The following is a 15128-nucleotide window of genomic DNA, read 5'->3' as shown; positions in this document are numbered from 1 at the left end:
AAAAAGGCTGCAATCGCAGCCTTTTTTATTATTCGCGCCAGAGTATATGGCACAGCTTGTGGTCTTTCTCGCGACACAACAGGACGCGGGCGAAGATGTCGTTAATTTCGCCGCCATCTTCATCGGCCAGCCCAATCACCACTTCGGCAAAGAAGTCAGGATTAAGGTCAAAATCCACGTGTTCAGCCCAGTCTTCTGAAGGGTCGAACAGTTCAGCACCGCCGCGCTCTTCGAATTGCAAATTAAAGAGGATCACGTCTGCGGGATCGAGATTATCAACCGCCAGTTCGAGAAAAATGTCATAGGCCTGCTCGAGCGTTTCGTCTTCGGTCAGGCGATTGTTCAGATCCATTTCCATGATGACTACCTGTTTAACATCGTTGGGCACGTTTTACAGCAACGGACTAAAGAAGTAAAACAGTCGTTCGGTAATTCTCTGCCACAGCGGACGTTTTACCCACAGCCGGGCATCCAGCAGCCGAGAGCGCGAGATATAATCATCCTGCACCGCCGCCAGATCGCCGCCAAAGCCGGCATCATCAATCACCAGCGTGATTTCAAAGTTTAGCCACAGGCTACGCATATCCAGGTTGACCGTCCCCACAAGACTCAGTTCACCGTCGACGAGAACGCTCTTGGTGTGGAGCAAGCCGCCTTCAAACTGGTAAATTTTCACCCCGGCGGCCAACAGTTCGCTAAAGAATGCGCGGCTGGCCCAGCCCACCAGAAGGGAGTCATTTTTGCGTGGTAAAATGATGCTCACATCGACGCCACGCTGCGCGGCGGTACAGATCGCGTGCAGAAGGTCATCGCTGGGGACAAAGTAGGGCGTCGTCATGATCAGATATTCACGCGCCGAGTACGTTGCCGTCAGCAGCGCCTGATGGATCAAATCCTCCGGGAAGCCCGGCCCCGAGGCAATGGTATGAATGGTATGACCGCTGGCCTCTTCAAACGGCATAATATTGCCGTCCGGTGGCGGCGGCAGGATACGCTTGCCGGTCTCTATCTCCCAGTCGCAGGAGTAGACGATCCCCATCGAGGTGGCAATCGGCCCCTCCATGCGCGCCATCAAATCAATCCACTGGCCAACCCCCGAGTCCTGTTTGAAGAAGCGCGGGTCAACCATATTCATGCTGCCGGTGTAGGCAATATAGTTATCGATCATGATCATCTTACGATGCTGACGGAGATCCATCCGACGCAGAAATACACGCAGGAGATTTACCTTCAGCGCCTCAACCACTTCGATACCGGCATTGCGCATCATGCCCGCCCAGGGGCTACGGAAAAATGCCACGCTGCCCGCGGAGTCAAGCAGCAGGCGGCAATGAATGCCGCGCCGCGCGGCTGCCATCAGCGATTCAGCAACCTGGTCGGCCATCCCGCCGGGTTGCCAGATGTAGAAGACCATCTCGATATTATGGCGGGCCAGCTGGATATCGCGGATTAACGCCTGCATGACGTCGTCGGATGAGGTCAGCAGCTGGAGTTGATTGCCTTTAACGCCGCCAATTCCCTGACGGCGCTCGCACAGCTTAAACAGTGAGGAGGCGACGCTGCTGTTCTCCTCGGCAAAGATATGTTTGCAGGCTTTAAGGTCATGGAGCCACTTTGCGGTCGAGGGCCACATGGCGCGGGCCCGCTCGGCACGGCGTTTACCCAGATGAAGTTCACCGAAGGAGAGATAGGCAATAATTCCTACCAGCGGCAGGATGTAGATTATCAGAAGCCAGGCCATGGCAGAGGGTACGGCTCTGCGCTTCATCAGGATGCGTAATGTCACACCCGCGATTAACAGCCAGTATCCCAAAATGACCAGCCAACTCACCACGGTGTAGAAGGTTGTCATAGGTAAAAAAATCCTTTTGAAAGCGTATTGTTAAGAGTGTACGCATCAGGATTCATCTGGCAAATAAAAACGCCAGGTAAAAGCGCTGGTTTGCAGCCGGGTTGGGTTTATAATGGCGGCTCTGTTAGAGAAAGAGTTGTAGACATGAAGCGCAGTAGAACAGAAGTAGGGCGCTGGCGCATGTTGCGACAGGTGAGTCGTCGCAAGGCTCGTTGGCTGGAAGCACAATCCCGCCGCAATATGCGTATTCACGCCATCAGAAAATGTGGAATGACCAGACATCGTAACGCGTTGCTGTTCGCAGTCCAGGATATCTGAGAACCATGAGGGCACCGTAATGGTGCCCACTGTTTTTATAGCGTCTGATTTTTAGGAATAGCGTATTTGCAGCGATATTCCTGTTGTGTTTAGCAAAAGGAGGGAGAAGTGTTTGCGGAGTTTGGTGTACTGAATTTCTGGACGTACGTTGTCGGCGCATTTTTTATCGTGCTGGTGCCAGGGCCAAATACCCTGTTTGTGTTGAAAACCGGGATCGGTCACGGTGTTAAAAAAGGCTATCTCGCCGCGACAGGGGTATTTATCGGCGATGCGGTACTGATGTTTCTGGCCTGGGCAGGCGTTGCTGCATTAATCCAGACCACCCCGGTGCTGTTTAATATCGTGCGCTATCTCGGGGCCTTCTATCTGCTGTGGCTGGGCGGTAAAATGCTCTGGTCGGTAATCACCCGGCAGAATCATGCTCACGAGAGTGGAACCGAGCCTGCCAGCACGATCATGAAACGCTCGCTGGTGTTAAGCCTGACGAATCCAAAAGCGATTCTGTTCTACGTATCTTTCTTTGTTCAGTTCATTGACGTGAATGCTGAGAACACAGGCACCTCTTTCCTGATCCTCGCCACCACGCTTGAACTGATAAGCTTTATGTACATGAGTTTCCTGATCTTCTCTGGCGCGTTTGTGACGCGTTATCTGAAAACTAAAAAGAAACTGGCAAAGCTGGGAAACGGGCTGATAGGGTTACTGTTTGTCGGGTTTGCGGCGAGGTTGGCGTCGCTACACTGATTGAATGAAAGGCTCCTGCGGGAGCCTTTTTAATTCTGTTTGACAGCCTTTTACTATTTGGTTGTATAGTACAACTAAATAGTGAGGGCATAATATGCACAGCGAAGCTCCCGTAGTCAGCGTTATCCGTAGTTCCTCGCGTCTGATGGTGCGAGAGTTAGGTTTTATGGCTTCCACTCTGGCCTCAACCCCTTACTCTCCCTCGGCCGTGCACACCCTTGTCGAAATAGCATTGCGCAAGGAAATGACGGCGGGTCAACTGGTGAAGCTGCTGGGGCTGGAAAAATCCAGCGTCAGCAGGATGCTGGCTCGCCTGATTGCCGCGGGTGAACTTGAAGAGGTGGTGTCCACTGACGATGCCAGAACAAAATGTCTCAGGTTGACTGCGAAAGGCCATGAGACAGTCCAAAAAATTAATACCTACAGCAACGAGCGAGTTGTCTCAGCGATAAAGCTCCTGAAACCCGCTCAGCAGCAGACCATCTCTCAGGGATTATCCCTTTACGCCAACGCGCTACTGGCGTGTCGTGAGACGACTGTCGATACCCGCCCCGACGAGCTTAAGATTGTTCAGGGCTATCTACCTGGCATGATTGGCCGCATTGCAGAAATGCACGGGTGCTATTACGCACGCGAGCATAATTTTGGTCGCTTCTTTGAGGCCAAAGTGGCCTCAGGTTTGGCTGAGTTCAGTGGCAGGCTGGACAAGCCATGTAACCAGATCTGGCTGGCGGTGATGAACGACAGGATCGTGGGGTCGGTGGCAATCGATGGAGAGGACTTAGAACAGGGCGAAGCCCACCTGCGCTGGTTTATTATCGACGACGGCTGTCGGGGTCATGGCGCTGGAAAAAAATTACTCGCCGAAGCCATGCTGTTTTGCGACAGCACCGGGTTTTCAGCCGTGCATCTCTGGACATTTAACAAGCTGACCACCGCCCGGCGGCTGTACGAATCGTTTGGTTTTACGCTGGTTAAAGAGTGGGAAGGTGACCAGTGGGGAAGCCTCATGACGGAGCAGCAGTTTACCCGGCGCAGAGGCGCGTAACCGCCACCATAAAAAAGGCTCCTTTCGGAGCCACTTGGGTATCAGAACACTTTCTTATACGGTCGAACCGTGACTTTCGCATACACGCCCGCAGCAACGTACGGGTCAGCGTCAGCCCAGGCCTGAGCGGCTTCCTGGGATTCAAACTCGGCAATGACCGTGGAGCCCGAAAAACCGGCGGCACCCGGGTCATTGCTGTCTACTGCAGGCATTGGGCCAGCGGTCAGTAACCGACCTTCATCCTGGAGCAACTGTAAACGCGCGAGGTGAGCAGGGCGTACAGACTGGCGTTTTGCGAGTGAATCAGCAACATCTTCAGAGTAAATCACGTAAAACACGGCGAAGCTCCTTAACCGGTAAAAGTGTCAGTTACGTTATGTGAAAGGGCAAACGACTGCAATGTAAAATAAAAACAATGTTAATGCCCTGATCTGAATGCGCCTTTTTTAGCCTCTCATGCGCTAAAGTTGCGCCAGAGCAAAGTGTCTTATTGAATATGATTGCTATTTGCATTTAAAATCAGTGTTCGATTTTTTAACGTTGATGAATATGACTTCGATGACCCTTGATTTACCTCGCCGCTTTCCCTGGCCGACGCTGCTTTCTGTCGTGATTCACGGTGCCGTTGTGGCGGGTTTGCTGTACACCTCGGTTCATCAGGTTATTGAAATGCCCGCGCCCGCGCAGCCGATTTCGGTGACGATGGTATCGCCAGCGGATCTCGAACCGCCGCAGGTTGCACCGCCACCGCCACAACCCGTTGCTGAACCGGAGCCAGAACCCGAGCCCGTTCCGGAGCCTCCGAAGGAAGCCCCGGTGGTTATCCATAAACCTGAACCGAAGCCAAAACCGAAGCCGAAGCCAAAGCCGGTGAAAAAGGTCGAGGAGCGTCCTAAACGCGAAGAACGTCCGGTTGAACCGCGCGCGACCCAGCCGGTTGAAAATGCAGCGCCTTCACGTCCGGTGATGAACAATACGGCAACGGCCGCGAAGCCGACGGTAACCGCGCCAGCGGGTCCGCGTGCCGTGAGCCGCAACCAGCCACAGTATCCGCCTCGCGCTCAGGCCTTACGTATTGAAGGCCGCGTGCGGGTGAAATTTGACGTCACGGCGGATGGTCGCGTTGATAACGTGGAAATCTTGTCTGCTCAACCGTCTAATATGTTCGAGCGAGAAGTGAAATCGGCGATGCGCAGATGGCGTTATGAGCCGGGCAAGCCAGGGAATGGGTTGATAGTGAACATTGTTTTCCGCCTGAACGGCGGGGCGCAGATGGAATGAAAAAAGCCTCCTTAGGGAGGCTTTTTTTGCCTGTCTGTCAGGCCTGTGGAAGTTGACGAGGTTTACCCTCGCTGTCTACTGCGACATAAATAAACAGCGCTTCTGTAGCTTTATAGCGTTGTCCAATCGGCTCAGAAGAGACTTTCTTCACCCATACTTCAATGTTGATTGAAATAGAGGTATTGCCGCGTTTGACGCAGCGCGCGTAACAGCAAACCACATCACCCACCGCAACCGGGCGCAGGAAGGTCATGCCGTCCACTCTCACTGTCACCACACGCCCGTGGGCGATCTCTTTTGCCAGAATTGCGCCGCCCATATCCATCTGCGACATCAGCCAGCCGCCAAAAATATCGCCATTGGCATTGGTGTCAGCGGGCATTGCCAGTGTGCGTAAAACCAGTTCGCCCTGAGGGGCGTTAGTTGTTGTCATTGTTTTAACTCATAACGGAAGACTTCAGGCGGGATGCTACTATGATTTCGGGGCGGAGAGAATAGACCAGAACGCCTGTTGTTAACGTCCTGGTCAGTCATTAATCAGTGCTTGTCGTCCTGCGGCATGTGGCGATAGATGTATACGCCGCTTAACAGCGTGAAGATAAGCGTCAGCGCGGTCAGGCCGAAGACCTTGAAGTTGACCCAGATATCCTGCGGCAGCCAGAAGGCGATATAGATATTAGCGAGACCGCAAAGAATAAAGAAGACTGCCCAGGCGGTATTCAGACGCGACCAGACCATCTGCGGCAGCGTAAGTTCTTTACCTAGCATGCTCTGGATAAGGGGCTTTTTCATGAACCATTGACTGAACAATAACGCTGCTGCAAACAACGCATATATAACAGTGACCTTCCACTTAATAAATTCAACATTATGAAAGGCAATGGTCAATCCACCGAACACAGCCACTAAAACGAACGTGATAAGCGCCATTTTTTCGACTTTGCGATAGCGAATCCAGCTATAGATCAGTACAACGGCAGTCACGACGATTAACGCTTTTGTTGCAGCAAAAATGTCGTACAACTTATAGACAGCGAAAAAGACCGCGAGCGGTAAAAAATCAAGAAACTGCTTCATTCTGTGATTCCATCTTCTGAGCGGGGCGGGAGACAGCGATGTTCCCGCCTCAGGGTTACTGACGAATTAACATATACAGGCGGAACAGGTAGACCAGCAGTACCGCTGAAATCAGATTGCTCAGCGTATTCGCGACCACTGCGCCAACGTTTGGCGTCAATACCGCAAAATTCGGTGCAAACAGTAGCAGGAGTGTTTTGGCAAGCAGCCAGCCGATCACGGCGGGAGCCACCAGACGCATATTAGCCCATGCCAGTCTGATGCTGCTGCGCATCGCGGTAAAAATACCCATTTTGTCCTGCACAACCATGACAGGGGCAAATGAGAGCACGATAGCCAGTAACACACCCGGCACCACAACCAGCATAATCCCCATCTGAACCAGCAGGGTGGTTAAAAAGATCAGGATAAACAGCTTAGGTAAGACCGGCGCGCTGGCACCAATCGCCCGTAAGGCGCTGACCCGGTGACCCGCCGAAACCAGCTGAATCATCAGCAAAACGCCGCCCGCCAGAACCGCATTACCGATAAGGCCTGAGAACGTGGATGCGGCAGAGGCCCGCAGCAGAATTTGCTGCTGCTCAGGCGTCATGTTTTGCACCAGCTCAAACAGCCCCACGCTTCCCGCAAGATGGTCCCCCTGGCTCAGGCTGGCAATCTGTTCTTCACTCGGTGAGAAGGCATGGCCCAGCACCACCGTGATAAAGGCGCAAAGCAACGCGATCAGTAAAAAGGTTATGAACTGATTGCGGAAAAAGTTTCCCGTGTCACGGTAGACAGACTTCGCCGTGATAGACATGCACTCTCCTTGAGTATTGCAGGTGTTAATTAGCCGGCAATTGTACACCGGATGCGCCTGCTGTGGCAGCATCAAGGCTTGTATGGAAAAGCATATCTTTGTAAAGCGGCGGTAATCCAACGCGCGCCCGGGCGCGATTACAGGATTCATTGACCTGCCCATCTTCTCCCGACATGGCAAATTCCCGGCACGGGCTGGGACGATCCTCATAGATAGAACACCGGGTAGAGACCCCGGGCTCACCCTGTAGCGCCGCACAGCGGACCTGTTTTTGGTTCGTGCCGCTCATGCAGCGCAGAAAAGGTGTTAACGGCTCGGTGAGATGAACCGGAACGGTACCGCCGCCATCGCTGGCTTCGGCCCAGTAGAAAGAGACTCGAAAATACGCACAACAGGCTCCGCACGTCATGCACGGGTTAATATCACTCATGGCACACCTGCAAAAGAAGAACGCATCAAATCAACTTGTGAGAGCGCTAAATTATCCAGCCGCCAGAGGAAGAGCAAGAGGGGGAAAAGAGAAAATTTTGTAACTGCGAAATGCCAAAAATTGACATGGAAACAACTTATTGCTTTTCAAAGTGCCACAAAAAATTAACCCAGATCAATGAATGTTAAGTTACTGGTTTTAATGTGATCTGTGGCAGATCACTTATTACCCTTTTGTGAGTATATTCTCACCCGCGATTAAAACCACAACGATGGAGCGGATATGAAAAAATTAGCGGTGGCAGCCCTTGTATTAAGCAGTCTCTCTGGCGGCGCGTATGCGCATGAAGCAGGCGAATTCTTTATTCGTGCCGGTTCGGCGACGGTTCGCCCAACTGAAGGATCTGATAACGTGCTGGGAATGGGCGGTTTTAACGTCAGTAATAACACCCAGTTAGGTTTAACGTTCACCTATATGGCGACGGATAACGTTGGTGTTGAGCTTCTGGCTGCAACACCGTTCCGTCATCGCGTCGGTTTAGGACCAACCGGTGATATCGCCACGGTACATCATCTGCCGCCAACGCTGATGGCGCAGTGGTACTTTGGTGATTCAAGCAGCAAGGTGCGTCCTTATATTGGCGCGGGTGTGAACTACACCACCTTCTTTGATGAGAAATTTAACGATACCGGTAAAGAAGCTGGTCTGACTGACCTCAGCCTGAAAGACTCGTGGGGGATGGCAGGGCAGGTAGGTCTGGATTATCTGATAAACCGCGACTGGTTAATCAACGCCTCCGTCTGGTATATGGATATTGATACCGATGTACGCTTCAAAGCGGGCGGTCAGCAGCAAAGCATCAGCACTCGCCTCGATCCGTGGGTATTTATGTTCTCTGCGGGTTATCGTTTCTAATTCTTGCTGTTCAATGCGCCCCGTGCGGGGCGCATATCATTTACTACTTCTGAATCAAATAGCGAATGGTCGGACCATCCTGCTGGATGTCCAGTACGGTGTAACCGTGGTTTTTCGCATCCAGCGGAATATTATTAATGGACTGCGGACAGTCGCTCACCACTTCCAGAATTTCACCTTTTTTAAGCTGCGGTAGCGCTTCAAGCGTAGCGACAGCCGGATAAGGGCAGGGTTCACCGACCATATCCAGACGGTAATTGGGCACGATCTCTTTCATGCTGCATTCTCCTGCGTTTCTGTTTTAACACTCGCCCGGCGGAAGAAACGTTTCTCCTGTGCGACAACCAGTAAAAAAGCGACCAGCAGCAAGCCATAGGTAACCAGCAGGCCGCCGAGAGGACCGAAGGTGCTCAGCAGGTTGACCTTATCCCAGTTCGTCGCAAGCGCCGGGGACAAATCGTCCCAGAAGTACGCCAGGATGGTCGAGCCAATAACATTCCCCAGGCCCACCCACCAGTAGTGCACCTGGCCTTCAACGGCACGGTACATCCAGCCGGTTTCACACCCGCCGGCCAGCACAATCCCGAAGCCAAACAGCAGACCGCCAATTACCGCGTTAGGACCGGCCCACATGATTTTCGGTTCGACGCCTAACTGAACATAGCTGAAGATACCGATGGCGCTGACCGCCATCCCGGCGATAATCGCCTTCGCCATCATCGTCCGGCCGGTGATCCACATATCGCGAAACGCTGAGGTGAAGCAGATCTGCGCGCGTTCAATGAGCAGGCCAAACCCCACACCGAACAGCATCGCCAGGCCGAGTTTGGGCTGGTTCAGGGCCGTACATAGCGCCCATGCCACCATAGCGAAAAAGACCACCATACCGAGGCGGAAACGGCGTCGCGCCTGTGAGGGCTTTTGCGTTAGCGGCGACGCTGCGCTCACTTTGACCATTTTGACGGGAATACGAAACAGCGGCAGAAGGGTAAATTTTGCGCCAAAGTAAGAGCCGATGGCCGTGGCGACAGCAAAGAACCAGGCATGCAGCGAAAACTGAGGGATCCCGGTAAAGAAGGCGGCAAGGTTACACCCCATCGCCAGGCGCGCGCCGAATCCGGCAATGATGCCGCCGACAATCGCCTGCAAAATGCGTATTCGACTTTTGGGCAGCCGGAGCTTAACGTTATTTGCCCACAACGCGGCAGCAAAGCAGCCGCCGAACATACCGATGATCATCATCCCGTCGATGCGTGTGAGCGGCGTGCCGTCCAGATGAATGAGTTTAAAGTAGCCCCACTCTTCGGTATGCACGCCAGCGAGTTGCAGCAATTGACCACCCCAGCGGGTGAACTCGCCGGTGACCGCCCAGAAGGTGCCGGTAATGCCGAAGTAGTAGGTAGAGAGAATGCCTGCCGCGATAACGGCCGGGACAGGGGACCAGAACTTAACCAGGTAAGTCTGTTTGAAGTATTGCCATGACATGAATAAGCCTCTGAACTCAGAAGGAATATGTGGAATTAACGGACTGGAATATATAACTTTTTTCGTTACCCTAAAACCTCTCTGATGTCTTTCTCTAAAATACCTCCCTTTTTAATGACTTTTATCACTAAACCGGACGCCTTTTTCATCCACGCCTGGCTTCAGGAGGCGACAGCACAGGCGTTGAATAAATATTTAAATGGTTAATGTTATGTTAAAGCATGCTTGAACTCGATGCAGGCGTTTTCAATGGCGAAAACTGATTCTATAACCACTGATGAATTCATGGTCATTCATCAGAAGTTGTACCGGATTTCAAAGACGTGGGGTGATTTATGGTTAACATTATTTTTTTTACGCGCTGAAAGTTGCCGGGTTGTAAGCATAAAATACAGTGATATCAAAGATGATTTGTTGCATCTCGCGGCAACACCAAAATTTGAGTCGCGGACAGTGAGACTGTGCAAGATACTGCGGCAATTATTTAATAAAAGAAAGCTAGCAAACCCCCTGGATATCTATGTTTTTCAGAGTAAATCAAATCGCGTAAAAGGAGTTGCAAAGCCAGTAACAACGGTGGCGATGAATATAGCCCTTAAAGAGGCCGCCAGAGAAATTGCAAACAAAAATGTCACCATGAAAAGTGCTCAGCAGATAATGGACTAAGGAATTTGCAAAGATCCAGGTGGCCGTACGCACGGCATAAAGTACAATTAAAATACACATCTCAAAGGAATGATGTTACACCACTGTTTTTTATACTCCATTCCGGTGAAGTATTTTCCCAATGAGAATATCATTTGTTTTTCATTTCGCTCACACAGTTCTCGGGCGCGATTATAATTTTCCCAAAGCAAGATACTCCCCGCACCAATGTCATTATATAGGGGGTCATATCCACCATTGATGTCATCGAAATAGATCCATTCGGGGCATTCAGTTTTGAATATTAAATCAATTGCTATGATTTTCTTATTGAATGCGAGCGCGGAGCCAAAAACCATATGCCTCAGACTTTCAATAGCATCCAGCAGGTTATCTCTTGGATAGGGCGATACCTTGCCGCGCCAGCGAGCATTAAATAAGCTTATGTAACTGTCGCAAATCTCCTCGACAGAAAGATTATTCACATCCAGTATCTCCCCGCCAAGCTTGAGGAAACGATTTCTTTCGCCATTTCTTTTCTTAACCGTTTTTGTAGAAAATACAGGTTTCATATGACATATCTCATCATTCAGTATTTTACTGCTGAACGAGTTGATGAACGCGTGTTTCTGTAATGGCGAAAGTTTTTTAGTCCTGACTGGAAGGAAAGATTTTGAATGAGGGGCGCTGGGTAATATTATATCCTCAAAAACAAACGGGTGTGGTTTTGAATAGAGATTCAGAGATCCACTGATGGAGTAAGTTGATGAAACAATCACGCCATCTTTTTTTCTACAGAAAAAACGAATGTCTTTTTTTCGTTTATTTGCCAGATAAGTTAGCACATCCGGGTGTGTACATACGCTTCCGCCATAAACGGAATAAGCCTGGCGGTAAATACTCAGGTCACACTCTTCCCATCCACAAATGAAACTTCTCAACATAGCGTTCAAATATTTTTGCAATAATAAATATACGCATACTTTATACATTCCTTACAGTATGTAAATCGACAAAGAGATATTGTTGACTACTTGTTTAGTGAAGGGTGGGGCCAAGTATAAGTGTGCTATTTATTGCAATTGATATTAATGCTGAAAATGAAGAGAGAGTGTAATAAAAGAAGAGGACCGCCTGGCTGAAAAGCCAGACGGTCAAAGGATTAGGCTTTACGCGTCGCTGCTTTCATTGCAGTCACGAATGCTTTTAACTCAGCCAGCATCTGCTCTGGCTTATCTACGTTCTTTTCAATGATTTTGACGATAGCAGAGCCGGAGATTGCCCCTGCCGCTTTCGCCTCAATCGCTGCGGTGACCTGATCCGGGGATGAAATCCCGAACCCCTGCAGCGGAGGCGCGGCATGGTACTCGGCCAGCTTCTCCACCAGATGATGCAGCGGCAGTGCGGCTTTATTCTCGGCACCGGTCACGCCTGCGCGGGAGAGCAGGTAGGTATACCCGCGTCCGTAAGAGGCAATCTGGCGCAGCAGTTCGTCATCAGCGTTCGGTGGGCAGATGAAAATCGGGGCGACGTTATGGCGCATTGCCGCCTGACGGAATGGCGCAGACTCCTCAACCGGCACGTCTGCCACCAGAACGGAGTCGACGCCGACGCGAGCGCACTCGGCGTAAAACTCATCGATACCGCGGTTGAACACCAGGTTGGCGTACATCAGCAGGCCAATCGGAATGGTCGGGTGCTTCTGGCGAATCGCCGCCAGCATCTCGAAGCACTGGGTTGGCGTCACGCCGGAGGCAAATGCGCGCAGCGTCGCGTTCTGGATGGTCGGGCCATCCGCCAGCGGGTCAGAGAATGGAATACCCAGCTCCAGCGCGTCGGCACCGGCTTCAATCAGGGTGTCGATAATCTTCAGCGACTGTTCAGGGCCCGGATCGCCCAGGGTGACGAAGGGAACGAACGCGCCTTCCTGGCGGGATTTAAGCTCTGCAAATACGTTATCGTAGCGTTCCATCAGATTTCCCCTCGTGCTTTCAGAATATCGTGAACGGTGAAGATATCTTTGTCACCGCGACCGGAAAGGTTCACCACCAGCAGCTGTTCTTTTTCCGGGTTTTCTTTAATCATTTTCAGCGCGTGCGCCAGCGCGTGCGAAGACTCCAGTGCCGGAATGATCCCTTCGCTGCGGCACAGCGTTTTAAACGCTTCCAGGGCTTCGTCATCGGTAATGGAAACGTACTCCGCGCGACCGGTACTGTTCAGATACGCGTGCTGTGGCCCGACGGACGGGAAATCGAGACCAGCAGAGATAGAGTAAGACTCTTCAATCTGGCCTTCATCGGTTTGCATCATCGGGGATTTCATTCCGAAGTAGATCCCCACGCGGCCATGCTTCAGCGGCGCGCCGTGCTCACCCGATTCAATGCCGTGACCGGCAGGCTCGACGCCAATCAGACCGACGCTGGTGTCGTCGATAAAGTCTGCGAACATGCCGATGGCATTAGAGCCGCCGCCAACGCAGGCGATAACGGCATCCGGCAGGCGACCCTCTTTTTCGAGGATCTGCGCTTTGGTCTCTTCACCGATCATGCGCTGGAACTCGCGCACGATAGTTGGGAATGGATGCGGACCCGCTGCGGTACCCAGCATATAGTGCGCAGTTTCGTAACTGCCAGACCAGTCGCGCAGTGCTTCGTTACAGGCATCCTTCAGCGTGGCGGAGCCGCTGTGCACCGGGATCACTTCTGCGCCCATCAGACGCATACGGAACACGTTCGGAGACTGACGCTCAACGTCTTTCGCCCCCATATAGATGCGACACTTCAGGCCGAGCAGGGCGCTGGCGAGCGCAGAGGCGACACCGTGCTGGCCTGCGCCGGTTTCGGCGATGATTTCGGTTTTGCCCATACGCTTCGCGAGCAGCGCCTGGCCCAGCACCTGGTTGGTTTTATGCGCGCCGCCGTGCAGCAGGTCTTCACGCTTCAGATAAAGCGTGGTTTTCGTGCCTTCCGTCAGGTTACGGCATTTGGTCAGCGCAGTCGGACGGCCCGCGTAATTTTTCAGCAGGTCGGTAAATTCAGCCTGAAACGCCGGATCTTTCTGCGCGCTGACAAAGGCTTCTTCCAGCTGGCGCAGCGCGGGCATCAGGATTTGCGGGACGTACATCCCACCAAACTCACCAAAATACGGGTTAAGTAATGTTGTCATCTTCTCTTCCTTAATATGCACGCAGAGTTTTAAACACTGAGGCCAGTTTGCTGGCATCTTTTATTCCGGGTTGGGACTCTACGCCTGAATTGAAATCGAGGCCTGCGCAGCCGGTTTTGGCGGCTTCTACGCAGTTATCCGGGCTTAATCCGCCCGCCAGCAGGACGTTATCCAGCTTTTCGCCGTTCAGCAGTGACCAGTCAAAACGCTGGCCGGTGCCGCCCTGGCCGTTATCGAGGACGTATTTATCGACATGGCCCAGGTTGCGCGCGGGCAAGGTCTCGCCGACGCTTTGCGCTTTCCAGATCTGTACCTGAGGCGCCAGCGAGGCGCGCAGGGTATCGATATAGCTCTGGTCTTCATCACCGTGGAGCTGCACCGCACTCAGGGATAATGCCTCGGCTTTTGCCACCACATCTGCGATATCCGCATTGCGGAACACGCCCACGTAGCTGAGGGGAGCTGCGGCTATCACCTTACGTGCCTGCTCTTCGCTCACTGCACGAGGTGAGGTATCCACGAAAATCAGTCCGCCGTAAATGGCACCCGCTTCATACGCTGCCTGGGCATCCTGTTCGCGGGTTAAGCCGCAGACTTTGTTTTCACCCAGCAGCACGCGACGTACTGCCGCATTGAGATCGTCATGCTCCATCATGGCGGAACCAATCAGGAAACCGTTGGCGAAGTGGCTAAGCTCGCGCACCTGGGCGTAGCTGTTTATCCCGGATTCGCTGATAACGGTTATGCCCGAGCCCAGACGCGGCGCCAGCTGGCGCGTGCGGTTGAGGTCTATCGACAGATCGCGCAAATCGCGGTTGTTGATCCCGACCACTTTGGCGCCGAGCGCGATGGCGCGCTCCAGCTCCTCTTCGTTGCTTACTTCGGTCAGCACGCCCATATTCAGGCTGTGCGCGACGGCTGCGAGCTGGCGATACTGTTCGTCATCAAGTACCGAGAGCATCAGCAGGCAGGCGTCAGCCTGGTAGAAACGCGCCAGCCAGATCTGATACGGGTCAATAATAAAGTCTTTGCACAGGATCGGCTGCGTCGCGATACCGCTGACGATAGGCAGAAAATCGAAGCTGCCCTGGAAATATTTCTCATCCGTCAGCACCGAGATGGCTGACGCATGATGCTTATAAATGCCGGCAATACGCGCCGGGTCGAAATCGTCACGAATAACGCCTTTAGACGGGGACGCCTTTTTGCACTCAAGAATAAACGCGGTGCGCGCGCCCTGCAGGGCGTCATAGAAACGACGGCTGCTCGGGACGACTTCGTTCTGGAAACTGGCAAGCGGCTGCTGTTGCTTGCGGGCTTCCACCCAGATGGCCTTATCGGCAACGATTTTCGCTAAAACGGTCTGCAT

At 52.5% G+C, this 15128-nt stretch carries 19 protein-coding genes; 6 read left to right on the top strand and 13 right to left on the bottom strand.

What is annotated here, in order from left to right:
* Positions 1–28: 28 nt before the first annotated feature.
* Both PYW49_RS04595 and cls read right to left on the bottom strand, forming a co-directional pair.
* Positions 29–358: an HI1450 family dsDNA-mimic protein gene (locus tag PYW49_RS04595; protein WP_006810881.1), complete on the bottom strand. Its 330-nt coding sequence runs from the start codon at positions 356–358 to the stop codon at positions 29–31.
* A gap of 33 nt (positions 359–391) precedes the next feature.
* A complete protein-coding gene (gene cls / locus PYW49_RS04590; protein WP_134350557.1) occupies positions 392–1852 on the bottom strand; it encodes a cardiolipin synthase in 1461 nt (486 codons plus the stop codon).
* A gap of 144 nt (positions 1853–1996) precedes the next feature.
* Between cls and PYW49_RS04585 the strand changes: the two genes are divergently transcribed.
* The 3 genes from PYW49_RS04585 (at position 1997) to PYW49_RS04575 (ending at position 3962) form a co-directional block, all read left to right on the top strand.
* Positions 1997–2170 carry a YciY family protein gene (locus PYW49_RS04585; RefSeq protein ID WP_021240326.1) on the top strand — a complete coding sequence of 58 codons (174 nt, stop codon included), beginning with the start codon at positions 1997–1999 and terminating at the stop codon, positions 2168–2170.
* 108 nt (positions 2171–2278) lie between these two features.
* Positions 2279–2914: a leucine efflux protein LeuE gene (gene leuE, locus PYW49_RS04580; RefSeq protein WP_320385807.1), complete on the top strand. Its 636-nt coding sequence runs from the start codon at positions 2279–2281 to the stop codon at positions 2912–2914.
* A 94-nt stretch (positions 2915–3008) separates the two neighbouring features.
* Complete coding sequence (locus PYW49_RS04575) at positions 3009–3962, top strand: bifunctional helix-turn-helix transcriptional regulator/GNAT family N-acetyltransferase (RefSeq protein ID WP_320385806.1); 954 nt, start codon at positions 3009–3011, stop codon at positions 3960–3962.
* Positions 3963–4003: 41 nt separating this feature from the next.
* On the opposite strand, the gene PYW49_RS04570 is transcribed toward PYW49_RS04575, so the two are convergent.
* Positions 4004–4300, bottom strand: coding sequence for a YciI family protein (locus PYW49_RS04570; RefSeq protein ID WP_047348250.1), 297 nt, complete (start codon positions 4298–4300; stop codon positions 4004–4006).
* A 220-nt stretch (positions 4301–4520) separates the two neighbouring features.
* On the opposite strand from PYW49_RS04570, the gene tonB reads away from it, so the two are divergent.
* Positions 4521–5243 (top strand): TonB system transport protein TonB, encoded by a 723-nt coding sequence (tonB, locus tag PYW49_RS04565; protein ID WP_320385845.1) that lies wholly within the window; start codon positions 4521–4523, stop codon positions 5241–5243.
* 37 nt (positions 5244–5280) lie between these two features.
* On the opposite strand, the gene yciA is transcribed toward tonB, so the two are convergent.
* From yciA to PYW49_RS04545, 4 genes are all read right to left on the bottom strand, one after another.
* The gene (gene yciA, locus PYW49_RS04560; protein WP_008502796.1) at positions 5281–5676 is read right to left on the bottom strand and encodes an acyl-CoA thioester hydrolase YciA; all 396 of its coding nucleotides are present in this window, start codon (positions 5674–5676) and stop codon (positions 5281–5283) included.
* A gap of 104 nt (positions 5677–5780) precedes the next feature.
* Positions 5781–6320: a septation protein A gene (locus PYW49_RS04555; protein ID WP_320385805.1), complete on the bottom strand. Its 540-nt coding sequence runs from the start codon at positions 6318–6320 to the stop codon at positions 5781–5783.
* Between the two features lie 55 nt (positions 6321–6375).
* Complete coding sequence (locus PYW49_RS04550; protein ID WP_033145752.1) at positions 6376–7119, bottom strand: YciC family protein; 744 nt, start codon at positions 7117–7119, stop codon at positions 6376–6378.
* Between the two features lie 25 nt (positions 7120–7144).
* Positions 7145–7549, bottom strand: coding sequence for a YkgJ family cysteine cluster protein (locus PYW49_RS04545; protein ID WP_320385804.1), 405 nt, complete (start codon positions 7547–7549; stop codon positions 7145–7147).
* A 282-nt stretch (positions 7550–7831) separates the two neighbouring features.
* On the opposite strand from PYW49_RS04545, the gene ompW reads away from it, so the two are divergent.
* Positions 7832–8464 carry an outer membrane protein OmpW gene (gene ompW, locus PYW49_RS04540; protein WP_134350553.1) on the top strand — a complete coding sequence of 211 codons (633 nt, stop codon included), beginning with the start codon at positions 7832–7834 and terminating at the stop codon, positions 8462–8464.
* Positions 8465–8507: 43 nt separating this feature from the next.
* Here the strand turns inward: ompW and yedF are convergent, their stop codons facing one another.
* Positions 8508–8741, bottom strand: coding sequence for a sulfurtransferase-like selenium metabolism protein YedF (gene yedF, locus PYW49_RS04535; RefSeq protein WP_069598428.1), 234 nt, complete (start codon positions 8739–8741; stop codon positions 8508–8510).
* On the bottom strand, positions 8738–9949 hold the full coding sequence (yedE, locus tag PYW49_RS04530; RefSeq protein ID WP_134350552.1) for a selenium metabolism membrane protein YedE/FdhT: 1212 nt from the start codon (positions 9947–9949) through the stop codon (positions 8738–8740). Before yedE ends, yedF begins: the two co-directional genes overlap by 4 nt.
* A 249-nt stretch (positions 9950–10198) precedes the next feature.
* On the opposite strand from yedE, the gene PYW49_RS04525 reads away from it, so the two are divergent.
* The gene (locus tag PYW49_RS04525; protein WP_134350551.1) at positions 10199–10615 is read left to right on the top strand and encodes a hypothetical protein; all 417 of its coding nucleotides are present in this window, start codon (positions 10199–10201) and stop codon (positions 10613–10615) included.
* 47 nt (positions 10616–10662) lie between these two features.
* Here the strand turns inward: PYW49_RS04525 and PYW49_RS04520 are convergent, their stop codons facing one another.
* From PYW49_RS04520 to trpCF, 4 genes are all read right to left on the bottom strand, one after another.
* On the bottom strand, positions 10663–11538 hold the full coding sequence (locus tag PYW49_RS04520) for a GNAT family protein (protein WP_320385803.1): 876 nt from the start codon (positions 11536–11538) through the stop codon (positions 10663–10665).
* 218 nt (positions 11539–11756) lie between these two features.
* Positions 11757–12566, bottom strand: coding sequence for a tryptophan synthase subunit alpha (gene trpA / locus PYW49_RS04515; protein WP_048990761.1), 810 nt, complete (start codon positions 12564–12566; stop codon positions 11757–11759).
* The gene (trpB, locus tag PYW49_RS04510; RefSeq protein ID WP_134350548.1) at positions 12566–13759 is read right to left on the bottom strand and encodes a tryptophan synthase subunit beta; all 1194 of its coding nucleotides are present in this window, start codon (positions 13757–13759) and stop codon (positions 12566–12568) included. The genes trpA and trpB overlap by 1 nt, the downstream gene beginning before the upstream one ends.
* Before the next feature lie 10 nt (positions 13760–13769).
* Positions 13770–15128, bottom strand: coding sequence for a bifunctional indole-3-glycerol-phosphate synthase TrpC/phosphoribosylanthranilate isomerase TrpF (trpCF, locus tag PYW49_RS04505; RefSeq protein ID WP_320385802.1), 1359 nt, complete (start codon positions 15126–15128; stop codon positions 13770–13772).

The sequence above is a fragment of the Enterobacter chinensis genome (assembly GCF_034008295.1).
Taxonomy (GTDB): Bacteria; Pseudomonadota; Gammaproteobacteria; order Enterobacterales; family Enterobacteriaceae; genus Enterobacter; species Enterobacter chinensis.
The sequence above is the reverse complement of the archived record's forward strand: the minus strand, read 5'-3'. Positions and strand labels throughout refer to the sequence as shown.

Bases quoted from the DNA above. Each gene is read 5' to 3' on its own strand.
- PYW49_RS04525 (WP_134350551.1), top strand. From the start codon at position 10,199: ATGGCGAAAACTGATTCTATAACCACTGATGAATTCATGGTCATTCAT.
- yedF (WP_069598428.1), bottom strand. From the start codon at position 8,741: ATGAAAGAGATCGTGCCCAATTACCGTCTGGATATGGTCGGTGAACCC.
- PYW49_RS04595 (WP_006810881.1), bottom strand. From the start codon at position 358: ATGGAAATGGATCTGAACAATCGCCTGACCGAAGACGAAACGCTCGAG.
- PYW49_RS04520 (WP_320385803.1), bottom strand. From the start codon at position 11,538: ATGTTGAGAAGTTTCATTTGTGGATGGGAAGAGTGTGACCTGAGTATT.
- PYW49_RS04545 (WP_320385804.1), bottom strand. From the start codon at position 7,549: ATGAGTGATATTAACCCGTGCATGACGTGCGGAGCCTGTTGTGCGTAT.
- trpB (WP_134350548.1), bottom strand. From the start codon at position 13,759: ATGACAACATTACTTAACCCGTATTTTGGTGAGTTTGGTGGGATGTAC.
- PYW49_RS04575 (WP_320385806.1), top strand. From the start codon at position 3,009: ATGCACAGCGAAGCTCCCGTAGTCAGCGTTATCCGTAGTTCCTCGCGT.
- trpA (WP_048990761.1), bottom strand. From the start codon at position 12,566: ATGGAACGCTACGATAACGTATTTGCAGAGCTTAAATCCCGCCAGGAA.
- PYW49_RS04555 (WP_320385805.1), bottom strand. From the start codon at position 6,320: ATGAAGCAGTTTCTTGATTTTTTACCGCTCGCGGTCTTTTTCGCTGTC.
- cls (WP_134350557.1), bottom strand. From the start codon at position 1,852: ATGACAACCTTCTACACCGTGGTGAGTTGGCTGGTCATTTTGGGATAC.
- yciA (WP_008502796.1), bottom strand. From the start codon at position 5,676: ATGACAACAACTAACGCCCCTCAGGGCGAACTGGTTTTACGCACACTG.
- trpCF (WP_320385802.1), bottom strand. From the start codon at position 15,128: ATGCAGACCGTTTTAGCGAAAATCGTTGCCGATAAGGCCATCTGGGTG.
- ompW (WP_134350553.1), top strand. From the start codon at position 7,832: ATGAAAAAATTAGCGGTGGCAGCCCTTGTATTAAGCAGTCTCTCTGGC.
- PYW49_RS04585 (WP_021240326.1), top strand. From the start codon at position 1,997: ATGAAGCGCAGTAGAACAGAAGTAGGGCGCTGGCGCATGTTGCGACAG.
- yedE (WP_134350552.1), bottom strand. From the start codon at position 9,949: ATGTCATGGCAATACTTCAAACAGACTTACCTGGTTAAGTTCTGGTCC.
- PYW49_RS04550 (WP_033145752.1), bottom strand. From the start codon at position 7,119: ATGTCTATCACGGCGAAGTCTGTCTACCGTGACACGGGAAACTTTTTC.
- tonB (WP_320385845.1), top strand. From the start codon at position 4,521: ATGACCCTTGATTTACCTCGCCGCTTTCCCTGGCCGACGCTGCTTTCT.